The following is a 19,503-nucleotide window of genomic DNA, read 5'->3' on the forward strand; positions in this document are numbered from 1 at the left end:
CAAGGCTTATTCATATTGATACACCCGTACATAATCCACTTCCATTCTTGTAGGGAAAGTAGTACCCGAAGGATCGCCGCCATTCATGCCGCCAACCGCAACATTCAGCAGCATGTAGTGCGGTTGCAGAAACGGATTGAAACCCGATCCATCTTTATTTGTCAGCAATGTAACAGGAGTTTTATTCAACAACACATCATCCACGTATAAAGCAATCTCATCTTTTGTCCAATCCATGCGCCACACATGAAACTTGCTGGCCCATGCGGCTCCACCCAAAGAATCCGTACTGAATGTATTGCTGAACCAAGCCGCTTTTTTATCTGCACCAAGGCTGGCAATATTGGCCAGCAGCTTTCCCCGATAATATTCCATGATGTCTATTTCTCCATTGGCGGGCCAAGGCTTGCTGATGCCCAAAGTCCACCACGCAGGCCACATGCCTGCACGAATGTCAATCTTTGCCCGCATCTCAAAGCGACCATACTGCCATGTGTGTTTGCCTTTGGTAATAAGGCAGGCAGAAGTGAAGCGAATGCTGTCCCGATTGGTGCGCCAGTTACTACTTCCTGCCACAAAGCTTGGATTAGGTTTTGCTTCTTTTCTGGTTTCAATAATGAGCTTACCATTGGTACAAAATGCATTCTCCGGTTGGTACCATTGCGCTTCTTCATTGCGCACAAATCCATGCTCGTAACCCCACTTGGCAGTATCCGGTTTTCCAGCTTCGTTAAACTCATCGGCCCAAACCAGTTTGTATTGACCAGTGTTAGCAGCAGGCAGTGCTGCAACGCCTTCATGCGTAGGCTTTACAAAAGCAATACTGCCATCTGGTAAAAATTCCATTTTATCGATACATACTTCGCGGTGAAAGCCGGCGGCACTTCCCATGCCTATTCCATTGGGATAATTAAACCGATGGTAAACAATGTACCAATCATTGGTACCGGGCACATTCAATACCGAGTTGTGCCCCGTACCGTAAATGCCTTTCGATTCATCTTTGGCAAGCACCAAATTGTTGGCGGGTATTTGTATGGGGCCCAATGGCGATGCAGCTGTACCATACCGCACCCGGTAGTTTACGCTTCTTGTATCGTCTTCACTCCACAAAAAATAATACAAGCCATTTCTGTAAAATACGGTGGTGCCTTCCCGAAATGTATTGTCGGTGGGTGTAATAATTTGCAAGCTTTCCGGCTTGTAAGAAATCATGTCTTCATTCAGCTCTACCACGGCCATGTGTCCATTGCCCCAATACAAGTACGTTTTTCCGGTTTTCGGATCTTCAAATACTTCGGGGTCAATTTCTTGTCCGCCTTTTACACCGGCAGGTCTTTCTGCAATCAATGGTTTGCCAATATCGGTAAACGGACCTGTTGGATGATCGGCTACTGCCACACCAATTTTTTGCGCAGCAGTGAAGTAGTAAAAGTATTTATAGCGGCCATTGATTTTCTTTTCGATAAGGCAAGGCGCCCATGCATTGCGTTTGGCCCAACTCACATCTTTATCCAAATCAAGTATCACGCCTTCATCTTGCCAGCTTACCAAATCAGTACTCGAAAAAGCTTTGAAATAGGTACCCGACCAACCATTGAATCCATCGCTGGTGGGATAGATGTAATACTTACCTGTTTGCTTTGCGTACAAAATATCCGGATCGGCGTAATAGCCCGCCAATACAGGGTTATGCGGCGTAGTGAGCTGCACAGTCCACACTTCGGTTGGCTGATTGCCCAGCGACACCTGATAGCCGGCTTTACCATTTACAAAACCAGGCTGCAGCAGCTGCACACGGGCACCGGGCAATGTGCGCCATTGCGGATTGAACTGATTGAAACTTGTGCCAGGTTGTAGTGAAATAGTGATGCTCTTTTGGGAACTATCCACCACAGTGTTGATGGGTTTAATGGCTGCATTTGCCGGAAACGCAAACGCATCTTCCACCGTTCCCCACTTACTCAGCAAGCGTTGGCATTCTTCTTCCGTTACAGACATTACAGTACCATGCCGTGGGTGAAAGTTCATCGAAATTTCTGCATCGATAATGGTGAAATTCTTTAGGTCGGTTGTTTTGGTAAATTGATACCGGCTGCTGGTGTACATATCATACATCAACACAAAACCACTGCCATCATTCAGCTTAAAAGTACCTGCACCTTCAACCGGTTTATTGGTTTGCTGTACGTAGTCTGCGGTTTGCATGGTATACCCGCACGTAAGCTTTTCCGACACGGCTACTTTTATGCCGGGGTGGCGGTCTTCCGTTTTAAAAAACAAATAATACTTACCATCTTTCACTACAATGTCACCATCAATACAAGCTGCGTTATCCGGGCTGTAAAAGAGTTGTTTCGGCTCAGTAGCCAAATCGGTAAATTCTTTGTTGGCGAAAGCGTAATAAATCTTATCAGGTTCGTTGCCATATTTCATCGACCAATACAACATGTAGCGGCCGCTGTGTTTGTCGTAAATGGTTTGTGGGGCCCACACCCGAAGCAGGCTGTCTTGCCCTGCAAACCGCTGTTGAATATTTACCACACTAGATGTCCAGTTGATTAAGTCGGCGGATTTCAGCAACACCATAGCCCGGTTAGAACTCCACCCGTTGGCCGACACCATATCGGTAGCTACCATGTAAAATGTTTTGCCATCCTCACCCCGCAAAATATGCGGATCTCTGACGCCGCCTGTACTGCTGATGGCAGCACTGGAGAGTACTGGTTTGTTGTGATTCAAAGCCCGGAATGACAACCCATCGCTACTCAATGCAAAATGTATTTGCTCTTCTGCTTTTGCATTGCCCGTAAAGTAGGCGAACAGATATCCCGCCATAGCAGGCCTGGCTTTTGTACCTGCATCACGCTTTTGCGTTTGTGCAAACACACCTGAACCTTGCAGCAACAACAACAGAAAAAAACAGCTGGCAACTCTTTGCATAACAATTCATCTAAAATTGAAAAAAGGCTGGTTGATGCAGCATCATGTATGCATCAACCAGCCAGGCAAACTACAACTTGTTATGAGAAAAAGACATGAATTAATAACCGGGGTTCTGTTCCAGTACGGCGTCCTTGTTCAGGTTGATTTCTGACTGCGGAATGGGCAGCAACAAATGTTTGGCCGCAAGTCCCAGCACAGGATTGTGTTGTTGTGTGTTGTACTTCACGGTACGGGTCACCAACGTGCCGGTACGCATCAGCGTCATGCGGCGGTTTTCTTCGGCCAGCAACTCACGGGCTCTTTCATCCAGTATGAAGTCAAGTGTAATATCGGCGGCACTCACGGGGCTGGCACCTGCCCTGCCACGAATAACATTGATGGTGGTAGCAGCATCGCCCAATTTTCCCTGACGGAATTGTGCTTCTGCTTTCAGCAAATAGGTTTCACCCAAACGCATCAACATAAAATCTTTAATCATGGCAAACCCAAATACATCATTCGGATCAAACTGGTACCACTTGGTAGTGTGCGGTGCAATTTTAAACACGGTATCTGCACCGGTATATGGCACTTCTTTGCCGAAGTTGGCATTGCCCGGCGTGTTGTAATAAAAACGATGGCGCAGGTTGTTTTCAGAGTTGCGCATGTCTGTTTTTTCATACAAATCATAAATCACCCAGTTGGTAAGGCGAAGACGGGCAATACCGCGGCCTCCCAGTGAATCACAAATGGTCATGCCGGCAATTTGATAGTAGGCTGCACCCCAGTTGCGTCGCTGCTGCGGGCTATTGGTAATACCACCTACCACTGTGCTGGGGTTCTCTTGCTCCAACACCCAAATGGCTTCGCGGTTGCCCTGCGAACGACGCTGGTTGCCATAAACAAACATGTCGCTGAATGGATCGCCGGGCAGGTTCAGGTTTTTGCCATAGCGGGCAGTAGTAAGACTAAACTTACCACTGTTGATGACCAAATCGCATTGTGCTTCGGCCAGTGCAGGCTTGCCCATGCGCAGGTATGCTTCTGCCAACAACTGGCTGGCCATGGCCTTGTTGATGCGGCCATACATTTTACCTTTTGAATTCGATTTCACATTGTCGATGTCGGGCAGTTTGTCTGCGGCAAACAACAAGTCTTTTTCTATTTGCGCATTTACCGAATCGAGAGAAGTGCGGGTGAAATCTGTTTTAGGCGATGACAATGGATCTGTTACCAATGGTACTTTTCCAAACAACGTTGCCAAAATATTGTACGCATAAGCACGGAAGAATTTTGCTTCGCCGGCTATCTGGTCTTTGTTCTTTTGGGTCATGCCGGTGAGGTTTGGATTCTCGGCATTTTTAATAAGAATATTGGCGTTGTTAATCATGCGATAGCACCAGCTCCAGGTATACGAAGCCGCACCATCGGTAGTGATGAGTTGGTTGTAATCGTAGTAAGGAATTTCGATGCCCTGACGCTGTGTAGGTGGCACCCAAGCCACGTCGGTACCGCTGTGCCACACACTGGGCCAGCCTTGCGGATCGCTATAGCTAAAAAAAGTGCTCATGAGGTTGTGCAAGCCCACTACAGAGGCTTCAAAACCCAATGAATCGGACAAGGTGGCAGGGGCATAGGATGAATACACTTCTTCATCCAGAAAATCTTTTTTGCATGCCGACAAACTCAGCAAAGCTGTGGCAGTATATAGCAGGTATTTTATATGCTTCTTCATGTGAAACAGAATTTTGAGGTGAGCAATCAACGGAGCGAAACGTTTACACCAAACACAATGGTTCTTGTTTGTGGGTAGTTGTTGGTCCAATCGCCGGAACCGCGGAAAGAATAGTTGAATTCAGGATCCCAACCAACCCAGTTGGTAAATGTGTAGAGGTTACGACCACTCACATACAACGTCATGGCAGCAAGTTTCATTCTGTCGAGTGCACTTTGTGGAAATACGTAGCTCAGTGTTACATCTTTCAAACGGGTGTAGCTGTTGTCGGAAGCATAGCCATAACCACGAGGATTGGTATAGCGCAATGATGGACGTGTATTGCTCTTGTTTTCTGCTGTCCAGTAGCCGGTTTCTGCAGGAATATTCATTCGGCCTGCTTCGTCGGCATAAGTCAGTGTTACGTTATTGCGCAATGCACCCTGGAATGTTTGAATAAAAATATTGAGGTGGAAATTTTTGTAGTGGAAAGTATTGGTGATACCACCTGTCCACTTGGGTGCAGTTTGTCCCAACACGGTGCGGTCATCTGCTGTAATTTTTTTATCGCCATTGATGTCGGCAAATTTCAGATCGCCGGGCTTGGCACCAGGGTCCCACTGTGAAGCATCTTCGCCTTCTTGCCATACACCCACCATTTTGTAATCCCAGATGATGCCGATGGGCTTACCAATAAACCAGCGGTTGCCAATGTCATCTTTACCATCGCCATACAAATCAACAATCTTGTTTTTGTTGGTAGCAAAGTTTACAGTGGCCTGCCATTTAAAATCTTTCTTCGATATAACATCTGCATTCAGCATTAGCTCAATACCCCTGTTGGCTGTTTTACCCAGGTTGTCGAGAATGCTGCCATAACCAGTAATAATGGGCAGGTTTCTGCGCAGCAACAAATCTGAAGTTTGAGTGCTGTAGTAATCCAACGTACCATTGATTCTGTTTTTCAACACAGCAAAGTCGAGCCCAACGTTGAGTGTTTTTGCACTTTCCCAATGCAGGTTGCCATTACCCAAATTGCTGGCCAACACACCAATGGTAGAGTTGCCGCCAAATGGAAAACGAACAGTACCGGCAGTGGTAATGGTGCCATATACAGAAATGGCTTCATTGCCCGCCATACCATAAGAGCTACGCAGTTTCAGGTTGTCTACTACCTTTTGGCTTTGCATGAATTTTTCGCGGGTGATGTTCCAGCCCACAGCAACCGATGGAAAATTGCCATACTTGCTGGTGTTGCCACCCATTACACTTGAGCCATCACGACGAATGGTGGCGGTGAGCAAATAGCGACCATCATAGGTATAGTTTACCCTTGCCATCATAGAGTTGAGGCTGTACTTATCGCGGTAAGAGCTCGATGTTTGTGTGGCGCCTGCTTCCAAACGGTTGTATGAAAGTTCATCGTTGATGAAGCCGGTAGCGTTTGCCCCGTAGGTAAAGTAGTTACGTTGTTGAGCACTATACAATCCGGTAAAATCGAGGTGATGCATACCGAAGTCTTTTGTATAGGTGAGAATGTTTTCTGCTACCCAGTTGTTGGTTTCAGAACTGCTCACATTAGCAGTGCCCAATTGGTTGTCGAAACTGCGGCCTTCATAGTAGCCATACCGTGTGGTTACAAATGTGTAGCCCGCATTGAAGCGGTATTTCAACCCTTGCAAGGCACCGCCAAATTTGATTTCGGCATATCCGTTTCCAATCAAATTATTGCTGCGGTCAGTGCGGTCGTTGTTCAAACCACTCAGTGGATTTTTGTACAACAATTCTTCGTACATGGGGTAAATGGCATAGTTGCCATTGGCATCGTACAAAAAGCCATACGGACTCATAGCAGTTGCCAGGTAGAAGTTGGCACGGCCACCATCGTAGTTGTTGTTGGTGTAAGAAATGGTGGTACCAATGGTCAGATAATCGGTGATGGTAGCATCGAGATTGGCACGCAGGTTCGCCCGTTTGTATTGATACCCTTTTACAGCGCCCTGTTGTTTCATAAAGTCGCCGCTTACGTAATAGCGAAAATCCTTTGACCCACCAGAAATGCTCAGGTTATGGTCTTGCATAATGCCTTGCTGCAGCACTTCATCCAGCCAGTCTACTTTTTTGCCGGCGGCATAGTTGGCTCTTTCAAATTGTGTGGGCAGCACATTGGTTTGGGTAGAAGTCGGGTTGACCTGTTTCCACCAATCGGCATATTTCTGCACATACGCTTCCGGGCTCGATGGATCGAGGATATGTGCCAGATTGTCCAAACCCATGTAGGCATTGTATTTAATCACCGGCTTGCCTGTGGTGCCTCTTTTGGTAGTAATGAGAATAACACCATTCGCACCATTTACACCATATATAGCCGTGGCACTGGCGTCTTTCAATATCTCGATGGAAGCAATATCGTTGGGGTTGATGTCATTGGTTACACTACCGGTTTTGCTGAAGGGCACACCATCTACCACAATAAACGGACCTGTGCCGGCGGTAATGGTATTTTGCCCCCGCACCAATACCGAAGCTGAGCTACCCGGCACATTGGAGTTTTGGGTGATGTTTACCCCTGCTACCGAACCTTCAATGGCATGCAGCACATTGGTGACCGGCAACTGCGATAAACGGGTTTTAGGAACTGAAGCTACCGCACCGGTAATGTCGGAACGTTTGCGGGTACCATAACCTACCACTACCACTTCGCCCAACTGGCGGTTGGTTGCTTTTAATTGAATGGTCATGGGTGCTGTAAGATCTACAGGTACTTCAAGTGTTTGAAAACCCACGTTGGAAATGACCAGCACATCGCCGGCCACAGCCGAAATACTAAACAGGCCTAAAGCATCTGTAGTAGTGGCCGCTTTTTTTGATTTCAGCATCACCGTTGCCGAAACAATGGGGTCACCCGTTTCAGCATCCTTAATGGTGCCGGTTACTTTGGTTGATTGAGCAAATACTTGCGAACTCAGCGATGCCAACAGCATCGAAACAAACAAGAGAAAAGCAGCTACGCTTTTTCCGTAGGGGGCGAAGCTGACAGCAGCGTTCATCCTCCCAAACAATCGGGATTTTTTCGTCATAGGACAGCAATTGAAGTTGATGAATAGAAAATGAGGAGAACAGCTCGTTATACTGCCTTGCACATTTTCATAGGTTGAAAGTGAGCAATTGTATACGCTTACCTGGGGGGGTGAATAGTAAAAAAAGGGGGGTATTTTCAGTATTTGCAGCTTTTTTCTGACTGCAGCCTTTGGGGGTAAAATTCACTCCCCCATTTCTTGAAATTCAATGCGGGCAAGGCTTTCGCTAAATCCCCCCCTTTCGAATGCAGCGGCTCTGTATACCGCAACTTCATTGGCAGCCACAGCAATGCATAAAAAAATACCCGCCGGTGCTGTACGCATTTCCCGACGGGTATTTGTATTGATCAATTGAAGTAAGCGATGCTATTGCAACTGCAAAATGTAGCTGTAGCTGTATTGCTTTTGGGTAAGCCTGTACTGTGCATGTGGCAAGGCACCCCAGCTGTCATCGCCACCTACCCCACGTTGTTTCAAATCAATGTGGAGGTATACATTTTTATCGGGACGAAGGTCGGTCGGATGCTGTTGTTTTTTGGTCATGCCGGGGTCCATGCTTTCGGCACTGTGGTGCAACGCACTAAAGCAAATTGGTTGTACTCCTTCTACCCGCAGGCCATGGCCTTTTGTATTGGTTAGTTGTACCCAACGCACATCGGTTTTGTAACCATTTTCTTGTGGCCGAATGTAATTGGCTGTAAACTGATTGGCCACTTTGTCGGCATATACGCCCAGCAGTGCCGACTCATTTCGGTCGGTATAATTTTCCCAAGGACCGCGGCCGTAGTAGCGCAGGCTATCGAAAGCCGGAGGCAGTTGCATCCGCATACCGTATCGGGGCATTTCGGGCAATGACCGGTTGGTCATATCCATGCTGGCGGTTACCTGTATGCTACCATTGTTTAAAATGACATACTGAATGCTGTACGGCACATTGATACCGGTCAGTTCCATTTGTACTTCAATGGGCAATCCGGCAGCTGTTTGTTCGCCCACGGTTACTTTTTTTACCTGTGCCTGCTGATGTGCCGAACGCCAAATGCCCAACTGCTGTGGCATGCTGTTGCCAAAGTCATTGTCGGTAGGTGCCCGCCAGAAATAAGGCGTTGGCAATTGGTTCAACTCCAATGCATCTTTCTTGCTGTACTTTTTAAACTGGCCACGGTTGAGGTCAAACTCTCCCGATACATCACCGGCAGTAAACTTGAGCAACTTAGCATCTTTTTCTATCGTCAATCCCGCACCCTTGTTGGCCGTAACTGCATACGTGCCGGCAATGGCAAACTGTGCACGGGCTACTTCATGACCGGCAGGCACCAAGGCCGTGGCATTGGCCGTTGTCGTAAATGCAAATACGTTGAGCATCCATTCTGCGGTAGCATCGGTTGCGGGCAATGAGAGCTGCACTGTTTGCTTAGTGTGTGGCGCCGCCGTAACAGTAAACGAACCTTTAGCATAAGAAAGACCGTTGCGCAGCACTTCCCATTGAAAAGCATGGTTGTTTAAAGCCGTAAATTCAAAAAGGTTTTCAACCGCAATAATGCCTTTGGAGGCATCCACAGCTGTAAACTGAATGGGTGCGTATACATTTTTTACTTCGTACAAACCGGGGTGAGGTGTACGGTCGGCAGCAATCAAACCATTGCTGCAAAAGTTTTCATCGTTGAGGTAGAGGTAGCTGCCCAAATCGCCTCCGTAACCCCAGTAGGTGCGGCCATCTGCTGTTTGCTGTTTAAAACCCTGATCTACCCAGTCCCAAATAAAGCCGCCTTGCATGTGCTTGCTGCTGCGGATAATATTGAAATACTCTCTGAAGTTGCCGTTGCTGTTACCCATGGCATGAGAGTATTCACACATGATATACGGTCTTGTCTTTGTGCTGTCATTGGCATACTGTCGCATGTGCTCAATGCGAGGATACATGGGGCAAACAATATCAGTATTGGCTGCTTCTTTTGATTGTTCAAATTGTACAGGTCTGGTGTTGTCTCTTTCTTTTATCCACTTATAGGCATCAAAGAAAACTGGTCCGTTACCACATTCATTGCCAAGACTCCAGATAATAACGGAAGCATGGTTCTTATCTCTTTCTACCATACGACGATGGCGGTCGAGGTGTGCCGCAGCCCACTCCGGACGGTACGCTACATGTTGTTCTTTATCAAACCAGCTTTGTCCTTCTGCACCCATGCCGTGGCTTTCGATATTGGCTTCATCTACCAGATACAAACCATATTCATCGCAGAGTTTATACCACAGCGGATCGTTGGGATAATGACAGGTTCGAACAGCATTGATGTTGTTCAACTTCATGAGTTGAATGTCTTTCAGCATAAGCTCTTTGGTAGGCACGTGACCCAGCACATCATCATGCTCGTGGCGGTTTACACCATGCACATTTAGCGGCATACCATTTACCATTAGTTGCGCATTTTTAATCTCCACTTTCCGGAAACCAATGCGGCTACCCGTATACGCTACCGTTGCACCACTGGCGTCTTTTTGCTCAATGATTACCTGATACAAATTCGGCGTTTCTGCAGTCCACTTGGCTACATTTTTAATAGCCCCGCTAAATTGTACTGATGTAACTGCAGCATTGGTTGTGTACGCTTGAGTTTGCGTAAAAGCTACAAAACCTGCCTTGCTAACAACACTTACTACGATGCTTCCTTTCGTAGGAGTACGATCTGTAAAGTCTCTGATATCAACGGTTGCCGAAAACCTGCCGATTTTGTATTGTGCATCCAAATCTGCTTTCAAAAAATAATCCCAAATGGTTTGTTTGGGCATGGCCATCAAAAAAACATCTCTTTCAATACCACTCAAACGCCAAAAGTCCTGGTCTTCCAGATAGCTGCCATCGTGCCAGCGGTATACCTGCACCGCCAATTGGTTTTCGCCTTTGCGCAGCAGTTTGGTAATGTTGAATTCAGCAGCTGTTTTAGCCACTTTCGACATACCTACTTTTTGTCCGTTTACATACACAAATGCACAGCCCGATATGGAACCAAAATGCAGTATCACTTCTTTATCGCTCCAGGTATCGGGCACGGTAAATGTTTTGCGGTAGGTACCTACCGGATTGTCTTTGCCTACATACGGAGGATTTTTAGGAAACGGATACGTAATGTTGGTATAAATAGGCGTACCAAACCCTTGCAGTTCCCAATTGGAAGGCACTGGAATGTTCTTCCACGATTGCGTGTTCACTGCATCGCTGTAAAAATCTTTGAGCGAAGATTCTACATTGGCAGCGTACACAAACTTCCAGGTACCATTGAGTGATTGATACCAGGCTGATGCTGCAAAATCATCTGCTTTCACATCTGCTGCCTGCTGATACAGCATAAAACTGGTATGCGGCTTTTCTTTGTTTTCCTCATACACTGTGGGGTTTTCCCAAATGTTTTGTGCAGCCAACTGCAGCATGCTTACACAACCCATCAACATTACAAACCATTTTTTCATACAACATTTCATTTTGATTGCCTTGCGGCAAGTTTCCATTTTTCCGTCACCGGAACTTTGATATACATCATACAAACAAAAAACCACCAGCCGTAGACACAGCCGGTACGATTACTTGCTTATGAAAAAGATCTAGTCATTCTTTACTTACCTATACTATAGGCTTTTGGCCTACTGGTACTACATTTCTTTATAATGCTTTACCGGCAAGCTACGCAATCTTTCTGCGGCCCACTCTGGCGTTACATCCCGTTGTGGATTGGCCAGCATTTCGTAGCCAACCATAAATTTTTTCACAGTAGCAGAGCGAAGCAATGGCGGGTAAAAATGCATGTGCCAGTGCCACGCCGGATGTTGCCCGCTATTCACCGGCGCCTGATGGATACCGGCAGAATAAGGAAAGGAAACATGAAAGAGATTATCATACTTGGCAGTGAGTTCTTTGAGCATGATGGCAAATGCTTGGCGTTCATCTTGCGTCATCTCATTGATATGCGCCATGGGGCGTTTGGGCACAATCATCGTTTCGAATGGCCATACCGCCCAAAAGGGTACCAATGCTACAAAATGCTCATGCTCCAGCACTATCCGCTCCTGCTGTTGTAGCTCGGTGTTTACATAATCGCTGAGCAAAGTGCGCCAGTAACGTTCATAGTATTGCTGCTGCTGCTTCGTCTCTTTACTTACTTCAAGCGGCACACTGTTTTGTGCCCAAATTTGTCCGTGTGGGTGCGGGTTGGAGCAGCCCATAATATCACCCTTGTTTTCAAAAATCTGGATGTACTGAATGTCTTTGTCCTGCGCAATGCTCGTCATTTCAGCACACCACAAATCAATCACTTTGGCAATGGTACTTACTGGCAGCGTTGGCAAAGTTTTGCTATGATCGGGCGAAAAGCTGATGACTTTGCAAATGCCTTTGGCGCTTTTGGCCTGCAGCAATCCATTAATGTTTACATCTCCATCGGGCGTATCGGTCAGCAATGCCGAAAAATCATTGACAAATACAAATGAATCGGTATAGTCAGGATTGGTAGCACCATCGGCCCGTTTATTGCCGGGGCATAAGTAGCAGGTAGCATCGTATGCCGGCCGATCGTCGGCAGGCAGTATTTCTACTTTGCCCTGCCATGGTCGTTTGGTACGGTGTGGCGATACCAACACCCAATCGCCGGTAAGTAAATTCAATCTTGTATGTGCATGTTCGTGAATGCTAAACATCTTGTGCTCCTTCTGTTTTCGCTGTTTGTTTGCGTTCTTTTATTACTGTTTTGTTGTGTGTAAGATGTTGTTTGCGTTTGTAGGTTGTTGAAAGAAAAACCCGATGTTCTTCTTTGATTATTTCTTACCCAGATAGCGATACATTTCGCAGGCAGCCAGCAGCCATGCACCTACACCAAAGTTGGCCGTTGAGTTTTTATCAACGATTTGTCCCGGAATAGCTCTTTCGCCAATGGGCTGTACATAACCAATGGTGCCATTGGGTTGTACCGCCGTTGTCGTTAAAGCCTGCCATGCTTTTTCCACTACGGGGCCATACTCTGCCTTACTGAGCAAACCATGATTGATGCCCCACAAAATGCCGTAGGTAAAAAATGCAGTACCACTGGTTTCAAAGCCAGGCGATTGTTTTTCATCGGTAAGGCTGCGGGTCCAGTAGCCATCGGCATGCTGACATTTTTTTAAAGCAGCGGCCATGCTTTTCAACTTGTTTTCATAAAATAACCGGTGTGCATCCTGTGCTGGCAAATCCTGCAACAGTTTGGCCAGCCCGGCTACTACCCAACCATTACCCCTCGACCAAAAATCTTTTCCGCCACTTGCCGTTTTGTGTTTGGGAAAAACATACCTCGCATCCCTGAAATACAAGCCTTCTGAATCATCGTACATAATGCTGTCTGCAAACTGCAAATAGCTGTAGAGCTTTTCTAAATACAAAGGCTCCTTCGTGATGCTATACATTTTCGTCATCACCGGCATTACCATGTACAAGCCGTCGCTCCACCACCAGTAATCATTTCTCGGAGATTGTATCTGGTATTGCATCACTTGCTTTGCACGGGCTATTTTGGATTCGTCGGGTTGTAACTTATACAGATCTATGTAGGTCTGAAAACAGATTTGCCAATCGCCAAATAACACATACTCATCTGTTTCGCCATAGGTCAGTTTCCATTTGCTGATGTCATCCGATTTGGCACCTTTCCACTGGTTGTGGGTAGCCCATTGAGTAGAATATTCCCGGTAAGGTTCGTGCTTCGTGAGTGCATACACTTCCATATTGCCTGTATGGTATGCAGCATTGTCCCAAAATGCATTCACGGTGGGTTGATGTGTTTGCTGCCAGTTATTATTGACCAAATGAATGAGCTGCAATACTTGTTGCTGCGCAGCAGCAGTCTGCGTTGATTTTTGCGTATGTCCACAGGCCATCGATAGCACAACTGCAATCATCGTTGCTACAACGTAGGCTTGTGTGTTTGTCCATCTCGTTATCATACCACTACCATTTTACCTGCAACACCTGCACCGGTGTTGGCTTTGTTTTAATCAGTCCTTCCGCATCGGCCTGTACCACTTGTTGTACAAACAAATACAGCTGCTTATTATTTGTCCATTGTGCCACATCATAGTTGGGCTCCCATGCTGCAACGGATTGTTCGTACACATCTGCCAGCTGCCATTGCAAACGCTTACGGCTTTTTACAGCAGCACTCGCAATACTGATAACACTGTTTCGGTCTGCATCTCTGAAAATAACGTGCACGGTACTGTGCCGTCCTTTTTGCCCAATCACCAATTGCGGTCTCGATATAGGAATGCTCTTGGTGCCCATTCCGCTGAGTGTAAAATTCATTTTCCTGAATCCCAAATCGCTGTGTTGCCACTCACCTTTTTGCCTGTACAACAACTGGTATTGCGGCACATTGCCAGCGCCTCGCCAATAGCTGATGATAAAAGGTTCTCCTTTATCGTTGGCCGCCATGGACGTTTGGTTCATCAGTTCGCTGCGTTGCGGAATGCGCCACGCTATTTCTGCAGTGGCAGCAGTAATAGGCAAATCATATTTTTTACCATTCGATTGTTGCCAGGTATCGCCGCCATCGGCCGATACTGCATAGCACATGTCATGATTGCTGGCTACATCGGGGCTCTCCCGCCACACCCACGATACATGCAATCTTCCTTTCGCATCTACACATGCCTGCCAGTATGCATTGCGCAATCCTTCGCCATCAATCAAATTGTTGTGCATCCGTTTCCAGCGCCGGGTGGCGGGATTATAGCTGTTGATGACAAGATTGCCATTGCCCGAACTGCCATCGCGGTACAAAAAAATGAGCTGCCCGTTGGGCAAGGCATGAAATTCCGGGTAGGTTACTTTTTGCTCCTGAGTGCCTATCATTTCCATGCTATGCAACCGGAGCGAACCCGGTGCCTCACTTTTGGCATAATGCAACGGATGCCCGTGATGATCCCATGCCATGTGCAGGTAGCCCGCCGCATCGGCCACAATGCTGATGCTGTTATGGGCATCATGAATATTGCCTGTAAAAGCTGTGACAACTGTTTGCCATACAGTATCGGCAACATGGCGTTTGCCCAGCACTACGTTTCCTGCCTGATTGTAGTAGGCAATGAATTGCGTATCGGCAACAGAAGTAAGTGCATGCTTGCGAAAGATGACGGTGTTGACAGAATTGCCAGCCCAACCATCGCCCACCGTAGTGATGCCACTCACTACCGGCGATAGTTTTTGTGCCGGCAAAAACACCGCACAATGACAACCCAGTAGGAAGAAAAAAAGACGCAGCATCAATTTCATCATTATAAGTAAAACCGAAAGGTAGCTGCATCCACTGACGAATATTTTACGGGTGCAAAAACAGCAACCCGGGAACACATCACTTTGTGTTTCATATGGCCAATGAGCAACCAGCTTACTACGGCTGTATGAGGGTAAAAATATTGGAGATGTGGTAGCCCCACGGGGGGGCAACTCGGAAAAAAAGGGGGTAAATTCATCAATTTACCCCTCTCTCTACGCATCATAACAGGCTTTATTCCTTAAGCCTGTCGCCAGATACCTTATCGTTGAGGCGATAATTTTTGCCCAATGTCTTTCGGTATTTTTCAATGTATTCCGATGGCTTCATGCCAAAGGTTTTGGCAAACTGCTCCCGGAAATATTTGATGTCTTTTATGCCCACATAAAAGGCAGTTTGGTTGATGTTGTAATTGCTGTTGATAAACATTTCGGCCGCCTTGCGCAACCGGATAAACCGGATAAAGGCACTGGCACTTTGCCCCGAAATGGTTTTGATGGTTTTGTACAATTTGCTGTGGCTCATCCCAATTTCTGTAGCCAGCACTTGTATGTTAAACTCATCGTCGTCGAGGTGGCGTTCCACAATGTCGATACAGGCTTCTAAAAATGCCTTGTATTCACCCGACACATTGAAATAGTTTTTCTGATGGGTGATTTCGTTGTAGAAATACTGCTGCAGGTTTTGCTGATTGCGCAGCAGACTTTGCACCCTGGCTACCAGCAAATCTTTTTCGAAGGGTTTGCTGATGTAATCATCCGCACCGTATTCAATGCCTTTCATTTTCAGCTCTGGCGAAATACTGCCGGTGATTAAAATGAAGGGAATATGGTTCAGTGCTGCTGTTTCTTTGATGGCTTTGCAAAAATCGATGCCTGTCATGTCTTCCATCATCACATCGCTGATGATGATGTCGGGCATTACTTCGTGGGCAATGGCCAAACCTTTACGCCCGTTTGCCGCATCGTACACGGTAAAGTTTTTGCTGAATACTTGCCGCAGGTAGCTGCGCATTTGATCGTTATCATCTACAATGAGTATGCTGCGCAATTCACTCACTATCGATTCGAGGCCATTGGTAATGGCAGGTTTTGCAGCAACCAGCGGTTCGCTGCCCGCAGCTATTTCTTCGAGCAATGCGGTACTCGTAGCCGCTGCCACCGGCGCATTTTCTACTACCTGAGCAGCGCTGCTTACAATGGGCAGCGAAAGGGTAAAACAAGTTCCCGTTTGGCTTCGGTTGGCAAAACCAATACTGCCGCCATGCATTTCGGCCAATTTTTTGGCCAGGTACAAACCAATTCCAAAACCAGGTTTGCCGGCATGTCCCGGCTCTTTTACCTGATAATATTTTTCGAACAAACGGTTGCCCACTTGCGGCGGTATACCCGGGCCGCTGTCGCATACTTCTACCGTTACCTGCGTAGCATCGGCTTGTACATTTACCAATACCTCACCCTGCTCCGGCGTATATTTCAGCGCATTCGACATCAGGTTGTATAAAATGATATCCAGTTTTTCGCGGTCGCCTTTCACCACAATTGGCTGCGCATTTACCTGCAGCTGGTAGTTTATTTGTTTCGACCGGGCCTGCTGCACAAAATAGAGATAGGTTTCTTGGCACAATTGATCGAAGTGAAACACTTGCTCAACCAACTGCCCCGTATCTGTGTCCGTTTTTCTAAACAATAAAAACTGATCTACCAGGCTCAGTAACCGTCGGGCATTGCGGTACACCAGCCCGAGTTCTTCCTTGCTATCGCTGCTGTCCTCTTTTTGTACAATGTCTTTCAGCGGATTGATGATGAGGGTCAATGGTGTTCTGAACTCATGGGCAATATTGGTAAAAAAAGATTGTCGCCTTTCGTTTACTTCCTGCTCCTGATCGGCTTGTAATTGGGCCAGTTTTATTTTGTAGCGCAGCCGCTCTTGCTGTATGCGATAGTTGTAAATAACATAGCCCAAACCCGCTGCCAGCAGCAGATACAAGCTGTAAGCCCACCAGCTGCGGTACCATGGCGGCAACACAATTATCCGAAGCAGGGTTTCCTTTTCTTGCCAGGTGCCTGCCGCATTGGTGCTTTTAATGTGCAGCACATAACTGCCTTCAGTAAGGTTGTTGTAATTGATGTTGCGGGTGTTGCCGGCATAAGTCCATCCTCTGTCCCATCCTTCCAAAAAATATGCATAGCTTATTTTTTCCGGCGAAGCATACTCCAGTGCATTGAAGCGGATAGACAGAATGGCTTCATCGTAAGGAATGCGCAACTCTTCAATGGTCGCAGCATTGCGTTTGCTGATGTAATCATTGCCAGCCACGGCAACATACTTGCTGTTGATCATGATACTGGTGATGTACAGTGGCGGCATAAAACTCCGCACCACAATGCTATCCGGATGAAACAGATTGAAGCCCTTGATACCACCAAACATCAGTTCGCCACTGCGCAGCTTGTATGCAGAACGATAGTTAAACTGATTGCTTTGCAAACCATCGCTTTGATAAAAGTTGCTGAATGATTTGCGCTTCGGATCGAAGCGGGCCAACCCATTAAAAGTGCTCAGCCACAGCATGCCCTTGCCATCTTTTACTATGGTGTGCACCGCATTGTTGCACAAGCCATTGGCATCGGTGTAGCGTTCCATCACTTTTCCCGTAGGTATGTCAAACAGCAATAGCCCGTTGCCTTCGGTGCCCAACCACAAGCGGTTGCTGTTTGCATCTGCCAGTATGGCCCGCACTGGTTTGCCACCAATGTCGTAAAAATGATGCAGCTTGTCTTGCCGGTCTATTTGTACCAACTGATTGGTAGTACCACCCCACAATTGCCCCTGTTTGTCTTCTGTAATGCTGATGATATCGTTGATGTTTTGAGAAAAAATATCAAAGCGATCGTCAGCCCGGTTGTAGCGATACATCTTTCCGAAAGTGGTAGCCCACAAGGTTTTATCCTTGTCTTCATACAGGCTTAATGCATTTTTATTCTCAGTGCCGTTGGCCGTGTTCAGCAGTTTGTAATGCTTGAATTTTCCGGTGGCTTTGCTAAACTGATTGACACCGCCTCCCAGTGTAGTCATCCAAATTTTACCGGTGTAATCAGTAAAAATATTGGTCACCGAATTATGGCTGATGCTGCTGGCATCGCCTGCATGATGCACAAAGTTGGTAAAGCGATTGCTACGCCGGTTCCAGATGCTGAGTCCGTTGCCATCGGTACCAATAAAAATATCTTCGTCGGTTTTGCTTTCTGCAAATGAATACACAAAGTTGCCGATGAGAGAATTGCCGTTGAACGGATCATTGGCAATGGTTACAAATCGGCCGTCGGAAGAAGATATAACATTGCAACCGCCTTTGTGAGTGCCAATCCACATACGACCTTCATTGTCGGTGGCCAGTGCATACACAGCATCGCTGCTCAGGTCGTGTTGGCCTTTGCCCGCAGTCAGATAACGGACTTTGCCTTGCTGCATGTTGCGAATGGCAATACCGCCTCCTTCTGTTGCAATCCACAATTCATGATTGGCAATAAACAAACTACTTACATTATCAAAAGGCAACACACCAGATGCTTGTGTAAAATGAGCCGTGTATTTGCGCAGCGTGGTATTGTATTGATGCAAGCCATTTTCGCTACCTACCCATATATTGCCTGCAGCATCGGCTACCATGCTGTTGGCGTTGGCTACGCTGGCATCGGCCAATAGCAAGCGTTTGCTGGCCGCATCGTATAGGCATAGTCCGATATCGGTTACAAACACATACAGCTGCTGCCCTACCTGCGCCATGGCTTTGGCTATGTATCCATTGGACCAGCCTGTATTGGTTTGGCAAAGTATCTGCACAGGATCTTTGTCTGCAGAACGCTTCTGCATCAATCCCCAACCGTTGGTTCCAAACCAAACATTACCTTGACTGTCGGAGCTGATAAAATTGGCATTGATAGACAAGCGTTCCCGCTGCCGCCCCGGCTGTTGTATATAGTACATGGGGGAAAATATACCGGTGGTTCTGTCGAGCTGGGCAATGCCCTGACCAGTGCCTACCCAAAACTGTTGCCGGCCATCTTCGTGAATGGAATAAATATAATTGTGCGGCAACGAAGTGCTGTCATCGGGCCGGTTGCGAAACACTTTGAACTCACTGCCATCGTAACGGTTCAATCCATCGTAAGTACCAATCCAGATAAATCCCTGGCGGTCTTGCAAAATGCATCTTACCGAATTGTTCGACAATCCTTTTTCAATACCAATGCGGGTAATGGGTGAAAAATTATTGGCTGTTGATACCAGTGGAACAAGTACCAACAGCCAATGCCAATAGTGAAGCAATTTCTTTCGGGCGTTCATACAGCAGCTTTCTTTCGGGCAATACCGCTTGGCAATGCGCATATAAAGAAAGGTTATTGACCATTATGCACTGACATGCACCCTACTTTTTCGAAAATGGCTAAACGAAAACGGTTACGTAAACCGCATTCATCAA

Annotated in this window: 8 protein-coding genes; all 8 read right to left on the minus strand. The window is 46.8% G+C overall.

Annotated elements, in window-relative coordinates; genetic code table 11:
* Positions 1-6 precede the first annotated feature (6 nt).
* Positions 7-2,943 carry a family 43 glycosylhydrolase gene (locus V7Q13_RS14845; RefSeq protein WP_333801453.1) on the minus strand — a complete coding sequence of 979 codons (2,937 nt, stop codon included), beginning with the start codon at positions 2,941-2,943 and terminating at the stop codon, positions 7-9.
* A gap of 100 nt (positions 2,944-3,043) precedes the next feature.
* Positions 3,044-4,660: a RagB/SusD family nutrient uptake outer membrane protein gene (locus tag V7Q13_RS14850; RefSeq protein ID WP_333801454.1), complete on the minus strand. Its 1,617-nt coding sequence runs from the start codon at positions 4,658-4,660 to the stop codon at positions 3,044-3,046.
* A gap of 26 nt (positions 4,661-4,686) precedes the next feature.
* The gene (locus V7Q13_RS14855) at positions 4,687-7,719 is read right to left on the minus strand and encodes a SusC/RagA family TonB-linked outer membrane protein (RefSeq protein ID WP_333801455.1); all 3,033 of its coding nucleotides are present in this window, start codon (positions 7,717-7,719) and stop codon (positions 4,687-4,689) included.
* 366 nt (positions 7,720-8,085) lie between these two features.
* Complete coding sequence (locus V7Q13_RS14860) at positions 8,086-11,190, minus strand: glycoside hydrolase family 2 TIM barrel-domain containing protein (protein ID WP_333801456.1); 3,105 nt, start codon at positions 11,188-11,190, stop codon at positions 8,086-8,088.
* A gap of 180 nt (positions 11,191-11,370) precedes the next feature.
* On the minus strand, positions 11,371-12,411 hold the full coding sequence (locus tag V7Q13_RS14865; protein WP_333801457.1) for a UDP-glucose--hexose-1-phosphate uridylyltransferase: 1,041 nt from the start codon (positions 12,409-12,411) through the stop codon (positions 11,371-11,373).
* Positions 12,412-12,528: 117 nt separating this feature from the next.
* Positions 12,529-13,689, minus strand: coding sequence for a glycoside hydrolase family 88/105 protein (locus V7Q13_RS14870; protein WP_333801458.1), 1,161 nt, complete (start codon positions 13,687-13,689; stop codon positions 12,529-12,531).
* Positions 13,690-13,693: 4 nt separating this feature from the next.
* Positions 13,694-15,007, minus strand: coding sequence for a BNR repeat-containing protein (locus V7Q13_RS14875; RefSeq protein WP_333801459.1), 1,314 nt, complete (start codon positions 15,005-15,007; stop codon positions 13,694-13,696).
* A gap of 244 nt (positions 15,008-15,251) precedes the next feature.
* Entirely contained in the window at positions 15,252-19,367 is a 4,116-nt protein-coding gene (locus tag V7Q13_RS14880; protein WP_333801460.1) for a hybrid sensor histidine kinase/response regulator transcription factor, read from the minus strand.
* Positions 19,368-19,503 lie beyond the last annotated feature (136 nt).

The sequence above is a fragment of the Phnomibacter sp. genome (assembly GCF_036803085.1).
Taxonomy (GTDB): domain Bacteria; phylum Bacteroidota; class Bacteroidia; order Chitinophagales; family Chitinophagaceae; genus Phnomibacter.

Bases quoted from the DNA above. Each gene is read 5' to 3' on its own strand.
- V7Q13_RS14850 (WP_333801454.1), bottom strand. From the start codon at position 4,660: ATGAAGAAGCATATAAAATACCTGCTATATACTGCCACAGCTTTGCTG.
- V7Q13_RS14845 (WP_333801453.1), bottom strand. From the start codon at position 2,943: ATGCAAAGAGTTGCCAGCTGTTTTTTTCTGTTGTTGTTGCTGCAAGGT.
- V7Q13_RS14855 (WP_333801455.1), bottom strand. From the start codon at position 7,719: ATGACGAAAAAATCCCGATTGTTTGGGAGGATGAACGCTGCTGTCAGC.
- V7Q13_RS14880 (WP_333801460.1), bottom strand. From the start codon at position 19,367: ATGAACGCCCGAAAGAAATTGCTTCACTATTGGCATTGGCTGTTGGTA.
- V7Q13_RS14865 (WP_333801457.1), bottom strand. From the start codon at position 12,411: ATGTTTAGCATTCACGAACATGCACATACAAGATTGAATTTACTTACC.
- V7Q13_RS14860 (WP_333801456.1), bottom strand. From the start codon at position 11,190: ATGAAAAAATGGTTTGTAATGTTGATGGGTTGTGTAAGCATGCTGCAG.
- V7Q13_RS14875 (WP_333801459.1), bottom strand. From the start codon at position 15,007: ATGCTGCGTCTTTTTTTCTTCCTACTGGGTTGTCATTGTGCGGTGTTT.
- V7Q13_RS14870 (WP_333801458.1), bottom strand. From the start codon at position 13,689: ATGATAACGAGATGGACAAACACACAAGCCTACGTTGTAGCAACGATG.